At 62.7% G+C, this 24,819-nt stretch carries 19 protein-coding genes; 12 read left to right on the forward strand and 7 right to left on the reverse strand.

Annotation, left to right across the window (positions count from 1 at the left end; genetic code table 11):
• The first annotated feature begins 72 nt into the window (after positions 1-72).
• The 7 genes from ABH933_RS24855 to ABH933_RS24885 all read left to right on the forward strand — a co-directional run bounded on the left by ABH933_RS24855 (position 73) and on the right by ABH933_RS24885 (position 15,633).
• Positions 73-411, forward strand: a complete 339-nt coding sequence (locus tag ABH933_RS24855; protein ID WP_429421075.1) for a WXG100 family type VII secretion target — start codon at positions 73-75, stop codon at positions 409-411.
• Positions 412-428: 17 nt separating this feature from the next.
• The gene (locus ABH933_RS24860; RefSeq protein ID WP_429421073.1) at positions 429-11,402 is read left to right on the forward strand and encodes a toxin glutamine deamidase domain-containing protein; all 10,974 of its coding nucleotides are present in this window, start codon (positions 429-431) and stop codon (positions 11,400-11,402) included.
• Position 11,403: 1 nt separating this feature from the next.
• Entirely contained in the window at positions 11,404-12,357 is a 954-nt protein-coding gene (locus tag ABH933_RS24865; RefSeq protein ID WP_429421071.1) for a nucleoside hydrolase, read from the forward strand.
• 54 nt (positions 12,358-12,411) lie between these two features.
• On the forward strand, positions 12,412-12,861 hold the full coding sequence (locus tag ABH933_RS24870; RefSeq protein ID WP_429421070.1) for a hypothetical protein: 450 nt from the start codon (positions 12,412-12,414) through the stop codon (positions 12,859-12,861).
• A 138-nt stretch (positions 12,862-12,999) separates the two neighbouring features.
• Positions 13,000-13,440: a hypothetical protein gene (locus ABH933_RS24875; protein WP_429421068.1), complete on the forward strand. Its 441-nt coding sequence runs from the start codon at positions 13,000-13,002 to the stop codon at positions 13,438-13,440.
• A gap of 151 nt (positions 13,441-13,591) precedes the next feature.
• Positions 13,592-13,906 (forward strand): hypothetical protein, encoded by a 315-nt coding sequence (locus ABH933_RS24880; RefSeq protein ID WP_429421066.1) that lies wholly within the window; start codon positions 13,592-13,594, stop codon positions 13,904-13,906.
• Positions 13,907-14,001: 95 nt separating this feature from the next.
• Positions 14,002-15,633, forward strand: coding sequence for an IS1634 family transposase (locus tag ABH933_RS24885; protein ID WP_429421064.1), 1,632 nt, complete (start codon positions 14,002-14,004; stop codon positions 15,631-15,633).
• A 45-nt stretch (positions 15,634-15,678) separates the two neighbouring features.
• Here the strand turns inward: ABH933_RS24885 and ABH933_RS24890 are convergent, their stop codons facing one another.
• The 5 genes from ABH933_RS24890 to ABH933_RS24910 form a co-directional block, all read right to left on the reverse strand.
• A complete protein-coding gene (locus tag ABH933_RS24890) occupies positions 15,679-16,623 on the reverse strand; it encodes a nucleoside hydrolase (protein WP_429421062.1) in 945 nt (314 codons plus the stop codon).
• Between the two features lie 5 nt (positions 16,624-16,628).
• Positions 16,629-16,868: a hypothetical protein gene (locus tag ABH933_RS24895; protein ID WP_429421060.1), complete on the reverse strand. Its 240-nt coding sequence runs from the start codon at positions 16,866-16,868 to the stop codon at positions 16,629-16,631.
• A 100-nt stretch (positions 16,869-16,968) separates the two neighbouring features.
• Positions 16,969-17,730, reverse strand: a complete 762-nt coding sequence (locus ABH933_RS24900) for a hypothetical protein (protein ID WP_429421059.1) — start codon at positions 17,728-17,730, stop codon at positions 16,969-16,971.
• Between the two features lie 120 nt (positions 17,731-17,850).
• Positions 17,851-18,801 carry a nucleoside hydrolase gene (locus ABH933_RS24905; RefSeq protein WP_429421057.1) on the reverse strand — a complete coding sequence of 317 codons (951 nt, stop codon included), beginning with the start codon at positions 18,799-18,801 and terminating at the stop codon, positions 17,851-17,853.
• Between the two features lie 3 nt (positions 18,802-18,804).
• Complete coding sequence (locus ABH933_RS24910) at positions 18,805-19,383, reverse strand: hypothetical protein (protein ID WP_429421055.1); 579 nt, start codon at positions 19,381-19,383, stop codon at positions 18,805-18,807.
• Between the two features lie 61 nt (positions 19,384-19,444).
• Here ABH933_RS24910 and ABH933_RS24915 point away from each other — a divergent pair, with 61 nt between their 5' ends.
• The 3 genes from ABH933_RS24915 (at position 19,445) to ABH933_RS24925 (ending at position 21,268) form a co-directional block, all read left to right on the forward strand.
• Complete coding sequence (locus ABH933_RS24915) at positions 19,445-19,675, forward strand: hypothetical protein (RefSeq protein ID WP_429421053.1); 231 nt, start codon at positions 19,445-19,447, stop codon at positions 19,673-19,675.
• Between the two features lie 272 nt (positions 19,676-19,947).
• Positions 19,948-20,682 carry a hypothetical protein gene (locus ABH933_RS24920; protein ID WP_429421052.1) on the forward strand — a complete coding sequence of 245 codons (735 nt, stop codon included), beginning with the start codon at positions 19,948-19,950 and terminating at the stop codon, positions 20,680-20,682.
• A 166-nt stretch (positions 20,683-20,848) separates the two neighbouring features.
• Positions 20,849-21,268, forward strand: a complete 420-nt coding sequence (locus ABH933_RS24925; protein ID WP_429421050.1) for a hypothetical protein — start codon at positions 20,849-20,851, stop codon at positions 21,266-21,268.
• 55 nt (positions 21,269-21,323) lie between these two features.
• Here the strand turns inward: ABH933_RS24925 and ABH933_RS24930 are convergent, their stop codons facing one another.
• Positions 21,324-21,518, reverse strand: coding sequence for a recombinase family protein (locus tag ABH933_RS24930; protein ID WP_429455105.1), 195 nt, complete (start codon positions 21,516-21,518; stop codon positions 21,324-21,326).
• A gap of 35 nt (positions 21,519-21,553) precedes the next feature.
• Between ABH933_RS24930 and ABH933_RS24935 the strand changes: the two genes are divergently transcribed.
• A complete protein-coding gene (locus ABH933_RS24935) occupies positions 21,554-21,646 on the forward strand; it encodes an SDR family oxidoreductase (RefSeq protein ID WP_429421386.1) in 93 nt (30 codons plus the stop codon).
• Between the two features lie 13 nt (positions 21,647-21,659).
• Here the strand turns inward: ABH933_RS24935 and ABH933_RS24940 are convergent, their stop codons facing one another.
• A complete protein-coding gene (locus ABH933_RS24940) occupies positions 21,660-23,081 on the reverse strand; it encodes a cellulase family glycosylhydrolase (protein WP_429421048.1) in 1,422 nt (473 codons plus the stop codon).
• Between the two features lie 684 nt (positions 23,082-23,765).
• Here ABH933_RS24940 and ABH933_RS24945 point away from each other — a divergent pair.
• A complete protein-coding gene (locus ABH933_RS24945; RefSeq protein WP_429421046.1) occupies positions 23,766-24,785 on the forward strand; it encodes a winged helix-turn-helix domain-containing protein in 1,020 nt (339 codons plus the stop codon).
• Positions 24,786-24,819 lie beyond the last annotated feature (34 nt).

Here is a 24,819-nt window from a genome sequence, read left to right on the forward strand (position 1 = left end):
ATGAATGTGATGGAACCCTCGGCGTATTCGGTACGTCGAGGCAAGTGCACGACCTGACGAAGGAGGATGACCATGGCCGAGCTGTGGGCGGATCCGGATCGCTTGCGCGCGGTGTCGCCGCACTTCGAGCAGTTGGGCGAGGAGGTGAACACGGCGCTGGCGAAGCTGAAGCACGGACTGCAGGCCGAGGGGCACTGCTGGGGTACGGACGGGCCGGGCAAGCAGTTCGAGAAGGGTTACCCACAGGGAGAGGACGCGAAGGGCGGTCCTGAGGCCACGATCAAGGTATTGGCGGCGTTCGTGGACAGGTTGAAATCGACCGGCGACAAGATCACCACGACGGCGAATGGTCTGCAGCAACAGGATCAGCAGAACGCTGCGACGCTGGCCCAGCAGGCGAAGAAACTGTAGCTCGGGGAGTTGTTTACGTGACGCTGTGGTTTCCGACGCTGCCCGGGCCGCTGGTCTACATCCAGGATTTCATTGTCGGACATTGGCCCGAGGGCGACGAGGACGCCATGCGGCGGGCTGCGGGCCACTGGTCGGATATGGCCGAGAAGCTGAAGGGCCTGCAGGAACCCGCCGATCAGGCGATGAACTCGGCGTTATCGGCCATCGACGGTCAGATCCACGATGCGATGTCGAGCTACTGGAAGGACATCGGCGGTGACGACGGTGAGCTGAAGCAGTTGATCGACGCCTGCGACAGCTTCGCGCGTCAGCTCGAGGAGGGCGCCACCGATATCGAGCATACGAAGATCAGTATCTACATCTCGGTCGGCATCATGGTGGCGATGCTGCTCTGGTCATGGATTCCCGGGGTCGGCCAGGCCGAAGAGGCCGGCACCATCGTCGCGGGAAAGGCCGCGATACAGGCGGCATTCCGGAAACTGCTGAGCAAGCTCGGCATCGATGCCGCCAAGTTCATGGAGAAGCGCGGCGCCAAGCTCCTCGTGAACGCCGGTGTCGGTTCGACTTTGGGGGCGGGCACGGATCTTGCTGCTCAGGGCATTCAGATCGCCGAGGGCACCAGAAAGAACATGGACTGGAAATCGGTGGGGTTGTCCACCCTTTCCGGTGCGCTCGCGGGCACCGTGGCCGGACCGGTCGGTGAAAAGCTCGGCGAGGGGGTCGCCGCGGCCGCCGCGAAGGCCGATATCACGAGTGTCACGAGCAATGTGGGTAGGGCGGTGACCGCCAAGGCCAGTGAGGTGGTCGGCAACGTCGTGGGCAACGCGGTGGCCGGAACGACGACATCGGTGGTGACCGGACAGCACGTCGACCTGACCAACGTGTGGGAAGGCGGCGGGGGCGGCCTGGGGAACAAAGTGGGCGTGCACCCCAACGCCGAAGTGGGGACACACGAGACCACCACGACACCGGACACCACGAAAACCACGGAACCCGCCAATAGCGCACCGGCACAATCGAATCCCACACCGAGCCACACTCCGAGTACCCCCAGCGAGTCGAACACCACGCCGTCGTCGGTGACGCACTCCGATGCGCCCGTGGAATCCACGTCTCCAGCAAGCACCGCCACGGCGTCGGTGGCTACGGCCGATACGCCGAGTGCACCGGAGTCGACGCGTGCGGCGGGCAGTGAGAACTCTGCTGCATCCCAATCGGATTCGGTGAATGCCAGCTCGGGTGCCGATGCTCGGTCATCCGGGCCAGATCCACAACCCCAGACTTCGGGCACCAACGGCGGCGTCTCGGCCAGCGGCGACCGAGGCATCGCTGGGCAAGCAGCAACGGCGCCCGGGTCCGTGCCGGATCGTTCGGCAGCTTCGTCACCGGGATCCGTATCACCTACCTCCCCTGCCGCGCCGTCGTCCACCGGAGCGACACCAGCGGGATCGGTGCCGACTGGCACCCCGCGCGCTGCCAGCGACGCCCCGCAGCGGACGGACGCTGCCACCCGACCGGATGCACCGACCCCGCCGACAAGTTCGACGGCTACGTCTGCCCGGGCCCTGGACGGCCCCCGTGCGCCAGGCGGCGTCGATACGTCGCCGGAACCCACTGCGGCGCGACCGACCCCTGGTGCCGATTCTTCACGTCCAGCCGACAGCGCCACGACGGTCGACCGCACCGCGGCTGATGCCAACTCTCGTACCGAGTCCGCGCGCCCGGTCGAGCAATTCAGCCCTGTCGCACCCGGAGCGGGGGGCGGAGCCGCGCAGGAAACGGGCCCCAAGGTCCACTCGGGCCGGTCGCGCGGACCGTCATCACCCTCGGATGAAACCGGCCGGGCACAGCCCGCGGTCGACCGCTCTGCGGCGCCGCCGCGCGATATATCGTCGCCTGCCGCGCGTGTGTCCGACAGCAAAACCACCGAGGAGCCCCGGCAGCCGAACTCCCCCGGTGCCGGCACCCCGGGCAGGACACCAGAGCCTGCTGATCCAGGCGGTCGTTCTGCGGAAAAGCCTTCTAGAACATCCCCGTCGGAACCTGGTTCCAGTCTCGACCTTCCCCCGCAGGAGCCCAAGTCGAGCCTGGATCTGCCGCCGCTCGAGCCAGTGAGGTCCACAGTCGCGCAGGATGGCGAACCACCGTCACCTGAGCATCCGGTCGGCGAAGACGCCGAGCATCAGACAGTCGACACGAGCTCGACCACAACCGATCCCGTTGTGCTTGAAGGTGGCGCTCGTCAGGAACGGACCACAGAGCCTACGCACCCGCTGTTCGGCCTTTCGTTGCCGGATCCGGTGAAGGGGCTGGAGTCCGTGCAAGAGAGCGAATCCCGGCCAGCGCCTCCGACCGTTGAGCCGCAGCCTCCGGCGCCAGAAACTCGGTCGCATTACTCCGCTACTGCTGCTGTTGACAGGGATCGCCCTGATGCGACCAACCAGGGCGCGGCTAGTCCGGTCGTCGACGATATTCCCGTTGTAGCGCCCTCTACCTCGGATGCTGATGTCGATCACGGGCATGACAGCGGGGAATCCGAGGATAATCGGAACGACTCGCCTCGTGACTCGGATTCCGAGACACCGCGAGAGTCCCCGCGCGAGATCGAGAGGCAGTACCTGTCGAAGGTTGTCGACGAGCGAGTCGAGAACCCGTGGCAGATACCCGAATACGAGAGTGCCCAGCCTCGGTTCTTCGTCCCGGGCTGTGACGACAAAGATCTACCAGATGGACTCACGCGTTCGATGCCTGAGCGCGCGCTCGACGATTCCGCACAAACTATCGATCCGTCGAAGATCTACCTCGGCTCCCCCGGCAGCGGTCATGCCGTTGTGTGGCGCGACAAGAGCGCGGGCGATGCGTACCTGGAACCGCAGAATGCGCTGTTTCGCATGGATTCTCGCGGTCCCGAAATCTTCGGTCAGAACTTCGAGTCGAAAAACCCGAGGCGTCTATGCATCGACGATCATATCGGAAATGCTGCGGATGATGGGTTCGTATCGTTCGGCGCGAGTCCGGAAGCCATCATTACTCGCGATCTGAATACGATTAGATCGGAAGTTGGGGCGGGCAAGCTTACGCGGTTCCCGGATGGTACATTCCGGCAAACGCGATACATGCATGAGCTGTACACGCCGCATGGCATCGACGTCGACGCCACGCAGCACGACGCTTCGGCCCGCAGCCGCGCCTACCACAACAACAGTCAAAAAGAGACCGAAATTCTGGCGCCAGGAGGAATCGAAGGCAATAGCATTTACCGAATCTGGCCTCGCGAGGTAATTGTCGACGGCAGTGGAAAAGTGCTATCGGTTGAGGTTGGTAAGCCGATATACAACCCGCGCTTCGCCCATCTCGACAACTCTCGCTTCATTGAAACGCACGATATCTCGGAATCTGTTTCACCGCAGCGAGATTCGACTGAGCAGAGGCCGCCGGCAACGGAAGCTGTGTCCGCGAGATCACCTGAGTTGATCGATAGTGGACGGGCGTCCACGGACACGTCACACGTTGACCCGCAGCCGGATCCCATGCGCGCTCCGGAGTCGACGTCGTCTCCTAGGAACGAGTCTCCGACGCCGCCTCGACACCAGGAACAGGTACCGAACGAGCAGCGTGGTCCGGTGGCACCGGAGCGTGATCAGCAGCCTCGTTGGATGCAGGGTACGTCGGACTCGGAGGCTCCGCGGACCTTCTCGCAGGCACCGGAGGTTCCTCGGAACGATCCGCAACATGCACCGGATCCGGGGCCTCGTGATCCGTATGCGTCGCAAGATTCTGATCGGCGGCAGTCGGGCCCCTCTACGCCGCGGTACAGCGAACCTCGGCAGTCGAACGACCGGGGTGCCGCGGAGCGGGTGGAGCATGGAACTCCAACACGCCAAGACCCCCATCAACCCACGCCGGAGCAACCGGAGCAGATTCCACCCCGCCAGAATTCTGTGCCCAGGCCGCGGCACGACTCTCAGCAGGATCTGACACAAGCGCCGGAGTCGAGCACTCCCCCACAGCGAGTGGACGCATCGGAAAGCGCCCGAGCGCATGAGGATCCCCGCGCGCAGCGAGGTTCGGGCGATCGTTCGTATGTCGAGCGGCAGGATCCGGCGAGAACGTCGGGTCCGGAACAGCCTGGCCCGCACCGTGGTCCGCAACTCTCGCGTCCGGAAGACGGACCACCGCGCGGTCCGTCGCGGGAGGATCTGGAGGCGGCGCACAAGGCCCGGCAGTCGCGAGAGTGGTTCCGTCAGTGGCGCCCAGAAGGCGATCGAGTCACTCCGGTGACATCCAAGCTGGGGCCGAATGCCAAGCCTTCCTTCGACTTCCGCCGTTACCCCAGAGCCGAAGGCGGCCCGATCGCGGTCGCTCGTATCAAGGTGCATGTCACCACCGACGGGCGCGTACACCCGGATCGTGTGGGGCAGGTGTGGGAAAGGGCGCAGCTGGCCACGGATCTGGAGTTCAACCGTGCTCAGCGTTTGCTGTCGGGTGACCGACTGCTGGTGGACCTGGAGTACACCCATAATCCGGCCGAGGCCAATCTGCACATCAATGTCAGCGAGGATCGCGGGCCCTGGCATCCGGATATGTCTTCCGGGGACATCGCTCGGCAACTGCGCGACCATGTCGGTTTGTTGCCGTCGGATCCCAACCATCCCGGGTTGAGTCCAGTGGAAATCCGACAGCTGAGTAACGACGTAGCCCACGCGAACACACCCACGCCATTCGATAACCCGTCGGAACTTCGTACGAACGGCCCCCAACGACTGAATGACGTTGAGCGCCCCGAATACCAGGCCGCGGTCGAGGACGCGCTACGCGAGGGAAATCGTTTCCTGGTAGGAGCCGATCCGCGGACCAACGGCTATGGCAAGCTGATCAACGACGGCGGAATCAACGTCGAAGGCCGCAGCAACAACTGTCTCGATTGCTCGCTGTCGGCGTTGTCCGCGTTCCAGGGACATCCGCAGGTGAGCGCGCCCAGGTGGCGGGATCGGCTGCCGGACGGCACGATCGACACTCAGGGCGGTGAGCGCGGGGGTGTTCAGCGCGCTGCGCAATGGATCGGCGATGGCCTGCATCAGTTGACCGACGGACGACCGCTTCCCGCTCAGTTCGCCGGACTGCACGACATCGTCGACAGAATGGGGCCCGGCTCATCCGCTCTGGTCGTCAACGAGTGGCATGCTCGCGACCAGGTCACCGGTCAATTGCTTTACAACACCGATGGCACCCCGGTTCGAGGTGGTTCGCATGCCACGGTCATCGTGTATCCGCACGGTGCGAGTGGACCGGTGTGGTGGGATCCCCAGGCGGGCACGATGTTTCCACACCCGCCGCCCGATATGGCTTATGGCTCGACGGGTCTGTGGTTCACGCCGATCCCATCACCGCATCAAGGAGGAATTCATGGCGGAATACCGCACCCAGGACCAGGTCGAGGCGTACCTAGCGCGGATCTTCAATCCCGACCGTCAGTTTCGGCTGTACCCGTTCGAGGGCGGGTGGCTGGTCCAATCGATCCTCACCTCGGAGGAGAGAGAAGCCGGGGTGGGGTTGGGGATGACCAGTCTGGTGATCGACTCGGAAACCGGCGTGGTGACGGAATACCCGAGCTGGAGCGGGACGATGATCGTGGAGAACTTCCAGGAGGCCAAACGGACCGGCCGGCCGAGCGGCAGGCGGATCTACCCACCCCGGTGGCGTCTGAGCGCGCAGCGCATTCTGGAGACGCCGGAGACGATCAACTATCGCGTCCAGGTGCAGTCTCTGGCGACTCCACCGGAGGAGAACGTGGAGTACGAGATGACAATCGACAAGAATACGCTGAAGTACCAGCCGCACGAACAGGGCTCGGCGGGCCTGATCGGCTGGGCGGAGTGGCAGAGCCGCGAGAGCGGGGCTTGGCCGGAACAACGGACCTGGGAGGAGTAGAAACCCAGGGCTCGACAGCGTCGGTTGCGGCGAACCACGACATCGCCACCAGCCTCGACGATCCCGCAGCGAACCCACAGCGAGACGGTGGTGGTACTGACGGGAATTCACCGCCAGAGCCAGGGGCTAGGCCAGACACCCCAGATGGGCATGGAGGCGACGAGTCTGCGACGCGACAGGACGCCGAACGCTATGTGAGCCAGAACCATGTCGCGGAGGCGTTGGACCGGGCGGATGAGCGGGGTGTCGTCACCAAATCCGGCGGACCGATCGGCGACGCCGTGCGCAATGAACTGCCGGAGCATCCGGAGTTGGTGCAGTTGATGCAGAACACTCCGTATCTGGAACATTCTCTTCTGGAAAGGCCCCAGACGCTGCACGCGTTGGTGACCAGACCGGATGCGATTCCCTTTCTGTCTGATGCGGCGCATTCGGTTGCCGAGCGAGGGCCCGAAGCCGTGCTGGCAGATCCGGTTCGTATTGAGCCGACGCCGCTTACGCCTGAGCAACAGGCGATATCGCGTGAACTCCAGGATTCATTGAGGCGAGTCGAGCCCATGGACCAACGTCAGCCGGGGTTTGATCGCTACAGGCGATTGGATCCGTTATATCAACGGGAATTTCTTCAGCATCAGTACGACATTTGGGAATCGACCCAAGGCGAACTTAACCGTATAGTCAGTGATATCGCTGGTCGAACTAACGGTAAGGCGGGTTGGCGTAAACAGCCTAAGGATCCCGAGCGGGCGCGGGCGAAGATTAAGAAGTATCAGGGCGACGTATCGCGGCTAACTGATCTCGTCGGCGCGAAGATAGAATTCGACAAGATTGACGACGCGTATCGTGCGCTAGATCTCATTTCTGCCGATCGGCGGATTGAAGTGGTGTCGTTTGACGATCGCTTTGCGAACCCCACAGCTTCGGGATATCGAGACCTGCAGATGAAGGTTCGCATGCCGAATGGGCACATTGCGGAGTTCAGGCTGCATTTGAGTCACGTCGATAAATTCGTGGATACTGAGCATGCGTTGTTCGAGGTCAGGAGGGACTTCGAATCGCTGGCGGAAGATGAACATCGCGACGATTTGCGCCCGGAGGAGAAGGCGCTCCGCTCCGAGATAGATCGCCAGACCAACAAGGTGTTCTGGGAGGCGACGAAGAAGGGACTGCCGGACGAGTTCCCGCATGATCCTGAACACGGTCCGGAGGATCGAGGCCCGGAGCCCGACGGTCCTGTGCCACAGCCTGGTCCCGACGGTCCGCCACCGAAGCCCGCTCCGGACACCCGTGGTGTCGATCATGAGGCAATCGGTGAAGCTAATCTACGCCAGTCAGACTCGCAATATACTCACTCGGATGTGCCGGACACCGCGTCTGGCGTTCGCGATCGAGCCGAAATTGAGCGTGATGCCAGTGCGTCCGTCGATCGGTCGGTCGATAGGCGGATTGCGTATCTCAAGGACGACTCGGGCGCTAAGCGTTTCGCTCCCAAAGCGGGGCGCGGTATTCGGAGTCTCCTGCATTCCGAGTTCGAGCGACTGGAATTGAGCAGACGTGGCTTGAAGGACCTCGTGGCTCATATGGTGAATGAGCCCGGTTTCGATCCAGCCGTTGTCGATGCTTGGCGGTCGGACAGGCCGAAGCTGGCGATAGATATTTCGGATGAATCCGGCAAGGCCTCGAGGATGGTGCTCATCGATCGCGGCCCTGGGAGCGATCCACTGCTGGTGCCGACGGGTTCGAGTGAGCATTCGGTTGCGGTAATTGAGCGTATTGCTGGTGAAGAAGGGGTGGACCCTGTCCAGCTCTATCACCGGCATCGTTTTGCGGTCGACGATTCGACCCGGGACTTCGGCCGCATCTCCGTCGGTAGTTCCGAAGATGCGATGCGGATCGGTACACGTATCATGCGCGATTTACCGTTGGTAGAAGAATTGCGGACCGAGTTGCATTCCGAGTTGGCAGAGTCGGTCTCACGGCACCTCGATCGCGTGCCGGAACAGGCCGATTCCTATTTTTCCGAGCGTGGTTTTAAACCAGGTAAGCGTGAGATTCGCGACTATGAGCAAAGGCTGGCTGAAGAGATTCGAAATAACGGGAAGGAACTGCGCGACAAAATCGATAAGCTGACAAAAATCGGCTTCGATCCTCATGCGTACTCTGCGTGGCGTCAAGCGAGGGCGGCTGTGACGATTGAGATCAAACCCGATGCAAGCAGGGCTGTCTTTACCAATGCGCCACCGCCGAGATTCCGGCTGATCGACTTAGGGGGAGACCGCAGGCCGCAGTTACTTCCGGTTGGCAGACCAGAGCATTTGCTCGCCCGTATTGGGGAGCTGGCGGAGGAAGGCAGGGACCCGGCGGCGATTCTGAGCGCGCTGTGCGAGCGTGACAATGAGAAAGCGGATTTCACCGCGCATAGTACTGACCAGCAGACATTGGACCTCGCACGGGAGGCGCTGTCGGAGAGACGGATTGCCGAAGACCTGGATTCCATGGCGAAGTCGGGAAATTTGGGATCCGAGGTCAACGAGATCCGTCACCGTGTGGGAGCGGAGTTGGATCACGCGACCACCCGGTGGCTCGATCCGTTCCGTCGGATCGGTATGCCGGAAATGCCCGGCGGCGTTCGTGCCGATGAGATGGACACGCAGCGCGCCCTGCTGCGTCTACGGTCGCGGGCGACCGCCGCCATCCATGGCGGCATTGATCCGGAAATCTACCGCCTATGGAGTCAGAACTCTCCAGCCATTGGGGTCCGGAGCGGAGGCGCCGATAGTGGCGGCCTGGTTTCCCTGCATGACCCGACCGCCGAGGGGGGACGGCGAGTGCTGCCTGCGAGGTCAGGTGAGCGCGAGCTCGCGATGATCGAGCGGGAACTGCGTGATGGCACATATCCACCGGATGCCGTGCGCCGGCTGAATGCGCTCGCCGAAACCGCGGATGTAGCGCCGGTTATCGGCCGACATGCGGCGGAGCAAAGCGGCTCGGAGGTTGCGGAGATCGAGGCGATCAATCGTCATCTTCAGACCTCACTCGATGAATCTGTTGCTCGTGCGGCGCATTTCGAGCCGAATATTACCGATCAGAATCAGAGGCTGACCGACCAGGCGGCCAATGCCGTTCGGCGCGAGCGTCAACAGGCAATCGAGGGCGCGGCCCGGGACCTGCGTGAGCGGATATCGGATCGGATTGGCGCGGGCATTGATCCGGCGGTGTACCGGGCGTGGCAGCAAGCGCGTGATGAAGTTCCAGTCACGGTCCGAAGCGGAGACCACGTCGAACGTATGACCTTGCTGGATCTGGGGCCGGACCGTGAACCGCTACTGGTGAGCAGTAAGTCCCCGGAGTGGGAGTTGCATCGCATCGAGCAGATGCCGCACACGGATGAATCTCTGTTCGCGGTTCATCGTGAGCTCATCGGCGAAGATTCGGAGAAGCTTCCGCCTGCGATCTATCGTCCGTTCAGCGAAGAAGACCCGAATCGCCAACTGTATGCCGATAGTGCGGATGAGGCGGTGTCGGTCGGGCGAGAAGTGCTGGCACAGAAGCAGGAAGCCCGTGAGGAGATCACTGCCATGCAACAGCGATCCCTGGATGCTGCCCGGCATGCAATGACATCGGGGGAGCTGAGCCCGACTGAATTCGCTCAGCGGGAACGACAGATCCGATCCGATACCCAAACCCTTCGTGACATGGCGGATCGCCTGTTCGCACAGGGTATTGATCCGAGGGTGGTCAGCGAGGTCCGCGCCATGTATGACGGCAAGACCGAAGGCATGGTGTCACACCATGCGACGCCTGAGGGCCCGCCCAGCGTGGTGGTCACCATTCAGCGTGAACCACACGTCCGGGAGGCCGGGCATGACGATCAGGGGACCACACAGCACGATAAGGGGCGGCAGCAGGCAGCTCGCGAGGCACAGCTGAGCCGGTTGCGTGCGGAGGCTGAACGACGGGAACGCGTGCTGTTGGAGCAGCAGAAGCAGGCGCGGCAGCGTGAGCATGAACTGGTCGAGCAGCACGAGCAGGCCGCAGCTCGAGAAAAGGAGCGTGCGGAAGAACGTGCAAGAGAGCGTCGGGAAGCACAGCAACGTCACCAGGCCCGCCAAGCCGAAATCGCCCGGACCCGTGCGGCGAGAGAGAGGGCGCAGCACGAACTCGCTCAGCTACGAGAGGGCAGGGCGCCGGAGCCACGAGCGCAATCCGGCACCCGTGCGCCGGAACATTCTCCAGTGCGCGAGCCCGAGCGGGGTATAGCCCGTGGACCCGAACACGGTTCGGTCCACGAACCCGAGCGACAGTCGGGTCGGGAATTCGATCAGCCCGCCGTGCGCAAGCCCGAGCGAGGCGGGACCCGTGAGCCCGATCGCATCCCCGTTCGTGAGCTCGAGCCGGGACCGGCGCGTGGGGTCGAGCGGGACAGGGCCGATATTCTCGAACGTCACATTATGGAGTTGGCCGACCAGGAACATCAGATGGTTCTCGAGCATCAACGGGACGTCGGATTCGAAGAAGTCCTCGATGTACAGCGGCAACATGAACGCGCACTGTTCGATCCGCAGCAAATGGCCCGCCAGCAAGAACTGGCGTTGGTTCGTGAGGCGATATCGGCGCACGAGCTGGAGCTCGCCCAAACCCGGGAAAGACTGCTCGAGGTCGGGGACGAACTGTCGCGGGGGCAGGAACCGTCCCACCAAGCACTGACTCCAGTGCCGGAGAGGCAGCCGGTGCCGGTTCGTGGGTTGCCGCCGTCGCCGGTGCGTGAACCGACAGTCGTGGAATGGAAATCACCAGAACGACAACTCGGCCAGCTGATAACTTTGGTCAAACAGGTGGACGCGCCGACGCTGGCGATAAAAGAGGTAATCACACCGGCTAAGGTGCATGAGTTACTGGCACAGGAGATGGACTGTCCCGCACAGTATTTGGAGCGGTTGGCCCGTTCTCCGGAGAACCTGCGGTGGCTGGCACGTCAGCGGGAGGAGCAGGAACGAATGAGAAGTCGGGCGCGCGAGATGGAATCGAACGCCCGCGCCATGGTAAGGACGCGTGACTGATATGGCGATCATTCTGGACACCGACATCGGCGGGGAACCCGACGATGCCCTGGCCTTGGCCGTAGCCGCGGGGCTCCCCGAGTTGTCTCTGGTCATCACCAGCGACGAACACAACGGACGCCGAGCAAAGATGGCGCGCCAAATCCTCGACTTGCTGATGCGTTCGGACGTACCCGTTGTCGCCGGCCGTGATCTCGGACGAACCGAGAACTGGGCGGCGGAAGGAATTGTCCCCCCCGGTGTCCCGGATCAGCCTACGGATGTCCTCACTGCGGTCGATGCCCTGTTGGGCAGAACGCCAGAGCCCGTGATGTGGGTGGGCACAGGTCCCATGTCGAACCTCGCCGACGTTCTCACCGCCTTCCCGACGGCCGCACAGCGGCTCGTCGTCACCCAGGTGGGCGGCTCGCTTGCATGGTATACGGACCGTCCCGAGCCGACTATCGAGGCAGATCTGCCCGCGGCGCGGGCCGTCCTTTCCGCCCGTACGCTGCTTCGCCTGCTACCGGTGGAGACGACCATGCACCTGCTGAACGCGATCGATCGTGATGCGGTCGAATACGACATTATCGCCCGCGCTGACGATCCGGTCTCCACGATGCTGCGCAAGCACATGGAAGTTTGGTTCGACCACCACCGCAGCAGCATCGACCAATCCGCGCTGCTCGCCCTGGCTCTGGCGGTCGATCCGAGACTGTTCACCGTGACACCGAGCAGTATCGGTCTGGATCCGGTTGGACGCCTGCAATCCGGTGAACACAGCGTGTTGATGGTCGATACGTTCGAGCACCTCACCTTCCGGGCATGGAGTGTTCCCCTCGTGGCCGGTATCAAAGACCTGCCTGACAGGGCCATTCCTTCGTTGCTGCCAATCAGAGCCCAGACCGCACGTGAGATGATCGAGGTTTACCAGCCTGAACCGCATTCTGCAGCCAGTGAACAAGGCGAGCAATAGGCGCGTATATGATTGGTTTGGTACTCCTACAGTACAGATGGAAGGGCATGTCGGATGTCGTGGTTACGGGAATCGCCGTCCTATTTTCGTTTCTACAACGGGACTATCCGGCTCGACGAGCCTCCTGAAGGGCGCGTGTCCGGGCAGAAGTTGAACATCGATACCGGTCTCTTCGAGCCGGCGTCCTTCGACGAGATATCCAGCGTTCTCGGAGCACGTGACGATTACGATCTCTCGATGCTTTCCGAAGAGAATTTTGTGAAGGAAACAGAAGTCGCGCGTAGCTACTATCTGCGGGGCGAAGGGCCCGTATTCGACATATACGATTCAATACAGAAAATCTTCGACAGATCCAAGGCCGAGGGGCGACGGATCAGTTCGGAGGAGGCGGACGAAGTGTACTCGCTGTGGCATCAATCCTTCCGTTTGTGGGAGGAAGAGTCCGCCAGGCTCGCTGCAGGGGAAGATCCATCCTTCCATTACGCCGTTATCGGGGGCGTCTAGTCGACTCAATGGCAGGCCTCGACAAAGTCGCGAGTTAGGTTGTGACCTGGCGATTCGGGGTGTACCGCTAGCGCGGACACGGCCCCGGTCTCGCGATGATCGCGGTTCCTGCACCTGATCGTCGAAAGGGGACTACGGATGCCTGCAGCGCCATCTTATTTCCGCCTCTACAATCGCACTATTAGAATTATCGAGTCACCCGAAGGTGACGTCAGCGGAGAGGCGCTGAATCTTCGTACCGGGTTCTTCGATCCGGCGTCGCCCGAGGATGTAGCCAATGTTGCAGCTGGAAGCTCCGATGTAGATCTTGCCAAGCTTACCGAAGCTCGGTTCATCAGAGAGACCGAAGAAGCACGTAGTACCTACCTTCAAGGCGAGGGCCCTGTCTTTGACATCTATCGAAGGGTGGGCCAGCTATTCGATCTAGCGAAGTCTGAGGGACGGTGGGTTACTTCTGTCGAATTAGACGAGATCTACTCACTGTGGCGTAGATCCTTCCGGTTATGGGAGGAAGAAGCCGCTCGTCAAGAGGCGGGCAAGCCAGCATCGTTCCGCTACGGACGCATCGGTAGCCTTTGATTGCAGCTGGAGTATTAATTATTCCCGAAGTGGCAGGTCTGTAGAATTGTCGCGGGATAATCAGCTGCTTTGGTTGTGGGCCATGGCATGAAGATCAAAGTTAGCGAGACCGAAAGGCGACGTATGCTGCCGAAGCCGTGATGAGCGCCCTGTGATTCCTCTACAAGCACGCCGAGAACGATGGGCTCATCCGCTCGACCGCGGTTCGGCGGCATTCGCCGAGTTGCGGCAGAAGCTGATCAAGGAGGACCGCAAGCGGCAGGCCGAGACCGCGCAGGAACTGGCCGCTCGCCGGGAGCGTGAGGAGCGTGACCGGCTGGCGCGGGAGGAGGCCGAGCGGACCCGCCTGGCGGCCGAGCGCGCCAACCCGGCCAGCTACGGCCGCCACGCGTATGCGCAGCCATCCGATTGGACCGATCAAGACGACGCCCTGGAAGATGGCGCACCAATGTCATGCCTGAGTTAGGACATGCCCAGCCGGATTTCCGGCGCTTTGGGCTGTGACCGGGATCGATGGCTGGTTCTGGGTGTGGATCGGGGCACTAACGGTAGGGTCGGCGGGTGTTCGTGCGGCGAGTACGGACCGCGTCCGGCGCGGTAGCGGTGCAGGTGGTCGCGAAAGTTCGTGGCCGTGTAGAGGTTGTCGAGCATGTCGGATCCGCCCGTTCCGACGCCGAACTCGGACTGCTGATTGAGTACGCGCGTGGCGTCGTCGCCGCAGGCCAGCAGGAACTCGACCTGGGCGTGGAGGCCGTGGTCCCGGTCGAGCGGATGGAGGATGTCGCCGACTGGCGTAGCGGCCGGCTGCCGGTGACGACGGAACCAGCAGCTGCGGTGAGGGTGTCGGGTAGGACGGTCGCAACGGGTTCACAACTGCTCTACCAGGCGTTGGGTTCGGTGTTCGACGGTCTCGGGTTCGGTGTCGTCGATGATCCGGTGTTCCGGGACTTGGTGATCGCGCGGATCGTGGAGCCGACCTCGAAAGCCGACGCGGCGCGGGTCCTGACCGATCTGGGCGCGGATCCGGTGTCCTACAAGACGATCCAACGCCACCTCGGCAAGGTTCAGGCTGGCGGTTACCGGGATCTGATCGCCGGTAAGTGCTTCGATCACGCGACCGACGGTGGCGGTTTGGGCCTGCTGCTCTACGACGTCACTACCTTGTATTTCGAGGCTGAGAAAGAGGATGACCTGCGGAAAGTCGGGTATTCGAAGGAGCGGCGGGTCGATCCGCAGATCGTGGTCGGTCTGTTGGTGGACCGGTCCGGGTTCCCCCTGGAGATCGCCTGTTTCGAGGGGAACAAGGCAGAAACGACGACGATTCTGCCGGTGATCGAAGCGTTCCGAACCCGCCACGGTCTCGACGGCACGCCGATGGTGATCGCCGCGGACGCCGGGATGCTGTCGGTGGGCAACCTGTCCGAGCTCGACGCGGCCGGGATGTCGTTCATCGTCGGCTCACGCACCGTGAAAGCGCCAGGGGATCTGGCGTCGCATTTCCATTGGCACGGAGACCTTTTCGACGACGGGCAGATCATCGATACGGTCACCCCGCGCCACTCGAACACACGGGTGAACGACCGCAAGAAGCGGGCCGAACCGGTCTGGAGCCCGGACAACACCCGGGCTTGGCGGGCGATCTGGCACTACTCGGTGTCGCGGGCGAAACGCGACACCATCACGTTGAACGCCCAGGAAGCCAAAGCGCGGGCGGTCGTGGCCGGCGACAAGGCCGTCAAGGCGACACGATTCGTGAAGATCCCCGGGAAGGACCGGGCGATCGACGACAAGGCGTTGCAGCGGGCCCGGTCCCTGGTTGGGTTGAAGGGCTATGTCACCAACGTCGAAGCCGCGGTGATGCCGGCCGCGGAGGTGATCGCGAAATACCACGAGCTTTGGCACGTCGAGCAGTCTTTTCGCATGTCGAAGACCGATCTGCGGGCGCGGCCGATGTTCCACCGGACGCGGGATGCTATCGAGGCGCACCTGACGATCGTGTTCACCGCGCTCGCGGTCGCCCGCCGGGTACAGGCGGTGACCGGGCTGGCGATCGGGAACGTCGTGAAGCAGCTGCGGCCGCTGCGCAGCGCCACGATCACCATCAATGGTGTCACCCAGACGTTCCCGCCCGAGATCCCGTCGGCGCAGGCGGAGATCCTTGACCAGATCAACCAGTCCGAACCGGGGCACTAAAGCAAATGTCCTAACTCAGGTCCGAATGTGACAAAATACAGCCAGTTACTCGTTCCCCTCGACCGCCCGATGCTTACCCTGATCGGCGGTGAGTATCTCGACTGCGGTCAGTGCACGGATCGGCGGCAGGCTGGGCCGAGGGATTGCGCGGTGCTGGTTTTCCAGGTTGGCAAGCCTGGGAATGCACCAAGAATTGAATGCTCGGTAGTCGACCGCATCGGCCATCATCACCACATGCTCGCCAGGTTGGATGCGACCGACCTGGTCAAGCTCGATGGCGCGCGGCGACACGGTGAAATGGCTCAAGTCCACCGCGAAGGCGAGGGTGAGCAGGGCGGTCTGGTCGAAGTCGCCACGGTGCTGGTCGAACCAGAGGTCCATATGGTTGCGCAGCGCGATGCACGCCGGGTCGTCGGACCGGGCAATGACCTTGTATTCGATTGCGTCCCGGTCGATGACGTTCAGTACGCCCATTGTGACTTCCGCTGGCAGCAGTTGCATCGGTATGCCTGCGGACAGAATTGTTCGGGCTGCGGGCAGGTCTGCCCCGATAGTCGGTTCGGGGCGGTCGGTGAACCAGGAGTGCGATCCTCCAGCCTGGACGATCAACAGCTCCCGAGCTGCAGGAAGAGCCGAGAGGACGTCAGCCAGGTTCGACATCGGCCCTGTGCCCACCCAGATCACCGGCTCGGGGCTTGCGCTCAGGAGAGCATCGACCGCCCCGATAACGTCGGTCGACTGGTCCGGAACGCCGGGAAGCACGAGCGATTCGGCCGCCCAATTGTCCCTTCGCCCGAGATCGCGGCCGGCGACGACCGGCACGTCGGAGCGCATCAACAAGTCCAATAATTGGCGTGCCAACTTGGCTCGGCGCCCGTCGTGTTCGTCGCCGGTGATGACCAGGGACAGATCGGGAAGCCCGGCCGCCAAGGCCAGCGCCAGCGCGTCGTCGGGTTCTCCGCCGATGTCCGTGTCCAGGATGATAGGCATACCACTCACCGTGTCCTTGCCAGGCCGCGGCCCAACTCTTGGCCCTCACGCGCCCGCGCTCTCATGCGTTCTTGTTCCTGTCGTTCCCGCTCGAGCTGCAGCCAACGTTGATACTCAGGCGAGCGGGTGAACCGTTCCAAATATTGTGCAGGACAGTTGGTTTCCTGCGTCATGTGATCACGGACCACTGCCGGGGTGATCACTCCTTTTATTGCCAGCGCCGGGGCATCGACCTTCTTGACCAAAGTTATCAGTTGACCGAGCTGCCGCTCTCGCGACTGCCATTCCACCACGATCGGTTCGCGAACCCGGGGCACAATCCGCTCGAGCCACCCGACCCTGCCATCAATACCTGGTGATTTCGTCCAAATAAAGCGACTGCATCAGCCGAGTACCCTCAATTCCAACATATGGACATCCATTGATACCGCGGCGAAGCTCAGCCTCATTATCGCCAGGAGCTATCCACAGGAGCCTTCCCGACTCAAGCCACGGCCCGAGCTCGAAATCATACTCATCAAGGCTTTGCGAATGTTCGTCCCAGCCTATCCATCGACCTTCATCGTCATATACATCATATCTGTTGGTACCCCAGAAATTCTCTAGCGCGATACCCAGTTGCCGTCTAGTGCTGTGATATGCGATCACCCAACCAGCATGAGGGCCAATCTTGATCTCACTGATTACCGCACAAGTCTCAGGGTGAGCAAGGATTCGAGGAACCACATAGGGAGCGTCCGGCCCAGGTGTACGGAAAAACGGTGCAGACGTAACAGGCTCGCTCAACCGCACCGCACCAACCATCGTCAACCACGACGGTGGCACCTGTTCACGAACGCGCCGAGCCGGATTATCCTCGTCCCAGAACCTACCATCGAAATCGACCGTATCCATCGGCCAATAGACCGCCTCCCCAGTGAACGGGCATCGCGAAACCAGAGCCTCAGGCAGCAATTGGACGTAGCGTTCGGTCAACTCTATTGCCTTATAGATTGCTCGCTCTCCCTCATCGGTGTATCCGGCCTGCTTATAGATAGCTTGCAGCCTGTTCGTCTCGCTCAACAACCAATTTCGCTCGGCAAGAAAATATTCAGCAGCCTCGGTCATCGTCCACACCTCTCCGCTAACTGGCGCATCGCATCGTCATCTTCGACCAGATCTCCCTGTCCATCCCGCGAAATAGGGAGTAGTTGCGCACAACCGCCGCCCGGATTCACCATACCTTATCTACACCCCTTCCCCGCTGCGGCCTGGAAGAGGCTCGGATTGATGTATTTCGATCGCCTCCTGAGTGGTCTTGAATCGGATCGGCGGAAGCGCTGGACGCACAACCGTGTGAGGCAAGTCTTCGACACCCGACAGCAGGGGTATACACCATAGTTTGAAGTCCAGAACGTCAACGTGGTCGACCATCATCACCATATACTCGCCTGCCTCGATCTGCCCGATCTCGTTAAGGCCGATTCTCGTGGGCGACGCCGAAAAGAACGGCTTATCCAGCATCGACGCCAAGGCAAGTAATGCGGATTGATCAATGCTACGGTGGTGTTCGAGCCAAGAATCCATGTGTGCACGCAGCTTTGTGCAGGCTAGATATTTGGAGCGAGCGAGCACATCGTATTCATTGGAATCTCGATCGATCACGTTGAACGGGTACGAGGTGACTTCCACCGGCAGCACTTTCATGAGAACACCAGAGGAGAGGACCGCACGTGCTGCAGGCAGATCCGCCCCGATATTCGGCTCGGCCCGGTCCGGCAACCAACTGTGCGAACCGGCCGCCTGGGTAACGATCAGCCGCTGGGCGGCCGCTGGGATGCCGGCGAGAACATCGGCGAGGTTCGACATCGGGCCCGTACCGACCCACAACACATGTTCCGAGGTCCTGCCGAACAGATCATCGACCGCGGCCAGAACATCGGATGGCTGCGCCGGAACGCCCTCGGGAGCGAAACCGTCGGCCGCCCAATTATCCGCCCGTCCGAGATCCCTACCGGCCACGACCGGCACATCCGAGCGCATCAACAAGTCCAGCAGAGACCGTGCCATCTTGGCTCGTCGACCATCGTGTTCGTCGCTGGTAATGACCAGCGACAGGTCCGGACGACCAGCGGCCACAGCCAAAGCTAAAGCATCGTCGGGCTCCCCTCCGATGTCGGTGTCAAAAATGATCGCCATATCTCACCGTGTCCTTGCCAAGCCGAGGCTCCTCGCCTCAACTCCCCGCGTACGCGCCATTGCGCGCGCCTGTCGTTCCTGCTCGAGCTGCAGCCATAGCTGATACTCCGGCGACCGCGTTAAACGCTCCAAATATTGTGCAGGACAGTCCTTCTCCTGCACCAGCGAATCATGCACCACGGCCGGAGTGATGACTTCCTTAAGTGCCAGTGTCGGCGCAGCGACCTGTTTTACCAAAGTTATCAGCTGACCGAGCTGCCGTTCGGGTGCGTTCCATTCCACCGCCAACGGCTCACGCGCCGGATGCTCGGGCGCCTCTCGAACCGGCACCCACTTTTTCTCCGGAACCGGAGTCCGCACGTCGCGGGAGGGTTCACGCCCCCGCGACAACTCCTCACCGATCTCGCGTAGCATGTCCCGGGTCTGCGCGAGCTCCAGCTCCTGCACCGGTATTGCCTCACGAACCAACATCAACTCCTGTTCGCGAGCCAGTTGAAGTGTTCCGAACTGTCCGCGTTCCAGCTCCCGCGTATATTCGCGGATCTCTTCGTGCGCAACATCGCTCTGATGCTCGAGAATCAACGACCAGACCTGGCCGGGCGGAGGCGGGATCCAAGCCTGACCGACTCGGGGGGACAACACGATGGCGCTTCTGATCTACTACAACCAGATACGCAACGACCCGAACGAGGTGGAGTACCAGTTCGGGGAGACGAGGGACAACCTCGATCGGGTCCTGACGATAGACAAGGCGAGCAACAGCGCCCGCACGGACCAACCGGAGGACGTGATTTTCCGGTCGGCGGCCGGCCAGATCAGGCTCCGGGCCAAGCGCGAGAAGGCGTGGCCCCAGAACGGAGTGATCGCCTCCTAACCGACTCTGGCGTCGATGCGAGCATCACGGCGGACAAGTCGGGAGTACCGCCCTCCGAGGTAGCCGGGCAACCGGGCGCAGTGACAAGTCCGGTCGATCCTGCCGATCGTGCGCCGAGGCAGGCTTCGCGTACGCCGTGGCCGGAACCTGGTTCGAGCCTGAACCTTCCGGACCAGCAGCCCAAGTCAAGTCTGGATCTCCCCGCACAGGAGCCCAGGGTAAGCCAGGACCTACCGCCAGAGGTACCCGAGGAACGCACCGATCCCTCGCCTGTGGCCGCGGAGGCTAGCCCGGATCTCCAGCCTGAGAAACCGAAGTCCAGCCTCGATTTGCCAGAGATAGATCCTGTGGCGCCGAAGTCTGTCGGCGACAAGGTGCCGATCGAGCTGGATCACGGCCTCAGACTGCCGGAATCCACCATGATTTCGCCGGATCCGGTGCGGCAGAACGAATCCCAATCGGCCGTTCCGGATTCCACGGAGTCGCTGCGTTCGACAGCTGAAGCCCAGACCGACCACGCCCACCATGTGCCAGCTGACGAGCACTCGGCGCCGGACCTGGGACTCGACCACAGCAACGACATTTCGGAACCGGACAATGATCGGACCGGTCCTCGGGCCGATTCGGACTCCGAGTCGCCGAGGGAGACCCCACCGAGGATCGACAGGCAGTACCTGTCCAAGGTTCTCGACGAGCGAGTCAATGATCCGCGGCGAGTAATCGAATATGCGAGTGCCGAGCCTCGTTCCTTCGAACCAGGCTGTGAGGATCGGCACTTGCCGGACGACCTCACCCGGTCGATGCCCGACCATGCACTCGACGACTCCAAACAGGCGATTGATCCGTCGGAGATCTTCTTCGCGCTACAGGACGACGGCCATGCCATCATGTGGCGCGACAAGAGTGCCAACGATGCGTATCTGGAACCGCATAACGCTCTGTTCCCGGATGGATTCACGCGGCCCGAGGATATTCGACCAGGGTTTCGAATCGCGAAACCCCGATAATCTGAATATCAGTGATCATGTCGGGAAGGCCGACGACGACGGATTTGTCTCGTTCGGTGAAAGTCCGGAAGTCGTCGGCGCCCGTGACCTGAATACGTTCCGGTCGGAAGTCCAAGCGGGCGTACTCGACCGCCTTCCGGATGGCAATTATTTGCAGACCCGGTACATGCACGAGCTGTACACGCCGTACGGCATCGATGTCGACGCCACCTCCCACGACGCTATGGCTGGACGGCGTAATCGCGGACTCGACAGCCACCGAGAGACCGAAATTATCGCCCCGGGCGGACTCAAAGGAGATTGTGTCTACCGGGAGTATACGAACCTGAGCATCGATGCCGAGGATGCGACGGATCTGGCCTTCCTCGCCGACCGGGACGCCACCAGAGCCGTCGGCAAATCGAGCGACGGACGGATCACGATCGGCACGCTGGGCATGAGGAAATTCGCGGTTCGCATCGAGCCCGGCACTGTGCGTGAGCTGACCGAAATCGAGTTCTGCGCGGGCGTCTCCGAGGCGGCCGGGAGTGTGATCCACACCTACCAGACCAAGGTCGGAGCGCTCAAGCGGCGGTACTACGACTGAACGGCCCGCCCACACAGGCACATGCCCCGTCCAAATCCGTCTACGTCGCCGACGGTCACCGCGGGCCGCGGGGGCGGGCGGCGGCCAGCCCGTCACGGGTACGTTCGGACATCAGGGCGTGCTCGAATTCGGCTATGGCACCGAGGATCTGGAAGAACATTCGCCCGACAGCGGTGGAGGTGTCGATGCCCTGATCCAGGACCACCAGATCCACACCGTGGTCCTGCAGGGTCTTCGACAGTTCGATCAGGTGTTCGAGGGAGCGGCCGCGCCGGTCGAGAAGAGATCGCCTCCTTCTGCGCCTATCTCCTCAGCGACGAAGCCGGCTTCGTCACCGGCGCGGCCCTGGCGATCGACGGCGGCTTCACCGCCCGCTGATCGCAGCGATGCTTCAGCGCCGTGTCACTGTCAGTTGCACGGTGCCCTGTCCGGGAGTGGCCCGCAGCTGTAGCAGGTCGGCATCGGGGGCCGACACGACCTCGGCACCCTGGACCTCGACCCGGTAGCCGTTGGGATAGTCGCTCCTGGGCAGGTATACCTCGGTGCAGGAGTCGCCGCCCGGTCGGCCCGAGTCGGCGCGGGCGGTGTCGTATCGGAGGCTGAACGTTGCGGTGGCGGAGTCGTAGTGCCAGCCCCGCGGGGTGCCTGCGACGGCCTGTGGATACGGACGCTCGACGCTGGCGGCGGGGCTGATCAAATTGGCGCCGGTCGGGGGTTGCTGGGGATGACCCGGCAGCTGATTCTGCGTCAGCGACCACAGCATCCAGGAGGCCATGGTGTCGTCGAGTCTGCCGGTGACGCGGGCCAATATCGCCTGATTGTCCGTCGCCCCGAATTCGGTCACCAGCCCGACGGTACCGGCGGCGCGAGTGCTGTCGAAGCCGTTCTCCGGGCACGTCTGGATCGGCCCGAGGCAGTAGTCGTGGAAGCTCATTCCGGCGCGCGGATCGCCGGTCGGGTTCGGCATTCGCACCGGCGCACCGAAATCGGTGGTGACAAACGGTTCGTAGAACAGCAGGTGCTCGGGGTCGACCTGCCGGATACCCCGCATCGCCTTGCCCTGGAAGGCCGCGAGCACGTCGCGCGAGAACTCGGGGCAACCGTCCACCAGGCACGTCGGGTGCGTGATGCCCGGCCACGGCTCGTTGATGAGGTCATAGCCCAACACGTAGCGCTCGCCGGCAAAGCGTTGCGCGACATGCGACCACATCGCCGCATAGTGCTCCTGCACACCGACGCCATCCGATGCCCGGTGATCACTCCAGAAATTGGCCCATGCCCGGTTCTGTGCCGGGCTCAGCGTGTAGGCCCCGAAAAGGCCCGGATTCGGCTGTACCGGCAGTCCGTCGGGAAATGCCGCCCAGTCGGGGAACCCATTCCAGGTCCCGCCGACCAGCTTGTTGAACGCATCCTGATGAGAATCGATGAGGGCGTAGATGTGGTGCCGGGCAAGCACCTGTTGGGTCTGTTCGATCTGCGCGATGTATCCATCGTTGTAGACGCCGGGCCGCGGCTCCACCGCGCTCCAGGTGAATCCCAGCCGCACCGCGTTGAACCCGTGCGCTGCGAGGAATCGAGCGTCGCTGTCGCCGAAGCCCCCGGCCGCGGGGAAGTAGGGCGGGAACTTGTACACGAGGTTTACCCCGTGCAGGGTGATCACCCTGCCTGCGTCGTCGGTGAGCCAGCGGCCCACGTGTCCCAACGGCGACGCGCTCGGCCTCGCCGTGACGGGCGTCGCCATGGCGGGTGTCACCGATGCCAGCAACAGCGCGGCCACCCCGAGACACCGCGCCGTCAGGGAGGTGACGCTCATCGCGAGAACCGTTCACCGAGTCCGCGGCCTCTGCTGGGTGCGGGTTCGGGGTAGCCGCCCACCGTGCTGCCACGAAAACCGGAAGTACCGACGTTCACCCGACCATCCAGGCCAGCAATCATGTCGCACATGCATGAAACCCTAACGGCAAATCACCGCCACACCCACATATCACGACGTGTCCTCCCGGCCGGCCGCTGGGGTACCAGCCTGTCGTGCAGCCCCATTACCGCGTGTCGGGAGGATGGGCCTGCTACACCACGATGGGGTTCGATCCGGTGTGGCCGAGCATCTTCGCAATGTCCTGTGCGATGCCGGGCAAGGGGTCGGTGTTGCCGATGTGCGCGAACCAGTCCCAGAGTTCGAGTGTTTAGGCCACGGCCGAAACATGGTGAGGTCAGGCTCACTGATTCCTAGGCTGCTGAACAATGCGTATTCAGGAGTCGACGATGGTGAACGAGGTAGTGGCGCGGCCTGTCGGGCTGGTGCTGGGACGGCTGAGCGTTGGCGCGGTGGTAGCCAGGCGGCGGAAATGGCGGTGGCCGAGTTGGTTTCGCTGGTCGGCCACGCAGTCGGCCACGGATGAGATCATGCGCTTGGATCCGGTTCTTGCGGTGATGTTGCGAGGTCCGCGATGATCGCGGGTACCGTGAGGTGTCTCGGTGCGACGATGCGGGATGGTGTATGAAGCGGATCTACTGCACACCCGAGGATCTGACACGTATCCGGATCGGGGCACCGCTCGGCGCGATGGCCGAAACAATGCTGGCCACCCGGGTGGTGCAGCGCACCGACGCACCACTGTACGACGGTTGGCGTGGGCAGGTTCGGCGTGCACTGCCGGATAATTTCGGCGTGCTCGCGGATGTCTTTCCGGGCCGGTACCACTTCGTCGACCTGATCACGCCGACCCGTGGTGCGCGGTCGATGTCAGCGGGGATCGAGGCATTGCATCTGGCCTCTCGCGACGAACTCCGCCGCGAGGTGGAACACACCGCTCAGCAGCGCGCGCTGACCGATCATCCGCTTCCCGCCTGGACGCAGGACCTGTCCGAGCGCGACAACGCCGCCCGCCGCGATGTCGCGCTCGCCGTCGAGGCATTCCATACGGTGGCCTTCGCCGGTCGGTGGGCGCATATGCAGTCGTATCTCGAGGTGGCGGCCGAGCGGATGGCCCGCACGATTGCCACCGAGGGGATCGAACGGCTCTTCGCTGGGCTCGCGCCCTTCGCGCGGTGGCGGGCGCCCGTGCTGGAAGTGTTCGCCCCGATCGGATCCCACGCGGAACACCTCGACGGGCGTGGCCTGATCATCATTCCGTCGCTGTTCATCTGGCCCGGACCGCAACTGCTGAAATCCGCCGTCGATAAAGACGCGCCGAGGATGCTGGTGGTTCCGGTGCTGCGCGATATCGCCGATTTCGCCGCGGCATGGGGTCCGCGCGCGACCAACGCGGCGCTGACCGCACTGCTCGGCCGCACGCGCGCCGCCGCACTGCAGGAGATCGCTGAGGGCTGCACCACGACCGAACTGGCACGCCGACTGAATGTTTCACCCGCGACGGCCAGTGAACACGTATCGATACTGCGCGAGGCCGGGCTCGTCGAGAGTTGGCGGCACCGCAATACGATGCGGCATCAGGCGACGACATTGGGCACCGCACTGCTCGACGGCGATCTCGACAGTGGTGTGCGCATCGCCTAGCTGTGCATAACCATGTGCAGAGCCATCGTCGGCG

Source organism: Nocardia sp. GP40, assembly GCF_050434125.1.
GTDB classification, from domain to species: domain Bacteria; phylum Actinomycetota; class Actinomycetes; order Mycobacteriales; family Mycobacteriaceae; genus Nocardia; species Nocardia albiluteola.

Excerpts from the sequence above, each read along its gene's own strand:
- ABH933_RS24855 (WP_429421075.1), top strand. The coding sequence starts at position 73 with ATGGCCGAGCTGTGGGCGGATCCGGATCGCTTGCGCGCGGTGTCGCCG.
- ABH933_RS24865 (WP_429421071.1), top strand. The coding sequence starts at position 11,404 with ATGGCGATCATTCTGGACACCGACATCGGCGGGGAACCCGACGATGCC.
- ABH933_RS24870 (WP_429421070.1), top strand. The coding sequence starts at position 12,412 with ATGTCGTGGTTACGGGAATCGCCGTCCTATTTTCGTTTCTACAACGGG.
- ABH933_RS24875 (WP_429421068.1), top strand. The coding sequence starts at position 13,000 with ATGCCTGCAGCGCCATCTTATTTCCGCCTCTACAATCGCACTATTAGA.
- ABH933_RS24890 (WP_429421062.1), bottom strand. The coding sequence starts at position 16,623 with ATGCCTATCATCCTGGACACGGACATCGGCGGAGAACCCGACGACGCG.
- ABH933_RS24900 (WP_429421059.1), bottom strand. The coding sequence starts at position 17,730 with ATGACCGAGGCTGCTGAATATTTTCTTGCCGAGCGAAATTGGTTGTTG.
- ABH933_RS24905 (WP_429421057.1), bottom strand. The coding sequence starts at position 18,801 with ATGGCGATCATTTTTGACACCGACATCGGAGGGGAGCCCGACGATGCT.
- ABH933_RS24915 (WP_429421053.1), top strand. The coding sequence starts at position 19,445 with ATGGCGCTTCTGATCTACTACAACCAGATACGCAACGACCCGAACGAG.
- ABH933_RS24925 (WP_429421050.1), top strand. The coding sequence starts at position 20,849 with ATGCACGAGCTGTACACGCCGTACGGCATCGATGTCGACGCCACCTCC.
- ABH933_RS24940 (WP_429421048.1), bottom strand. The coding sequence starts at position 23,081 with ATGAGCGTCACCTCCCTGACGGCGCGGTGTCTCGGGGTGGCCGCGCTG.
- ABH933_RS24945 (WP_429421046.1), top strand. The coding sequence starts at position 23,766 with ATGAAGCGGATCTACTGCACACCCGAGGATCTGACACGTATCCGGATC.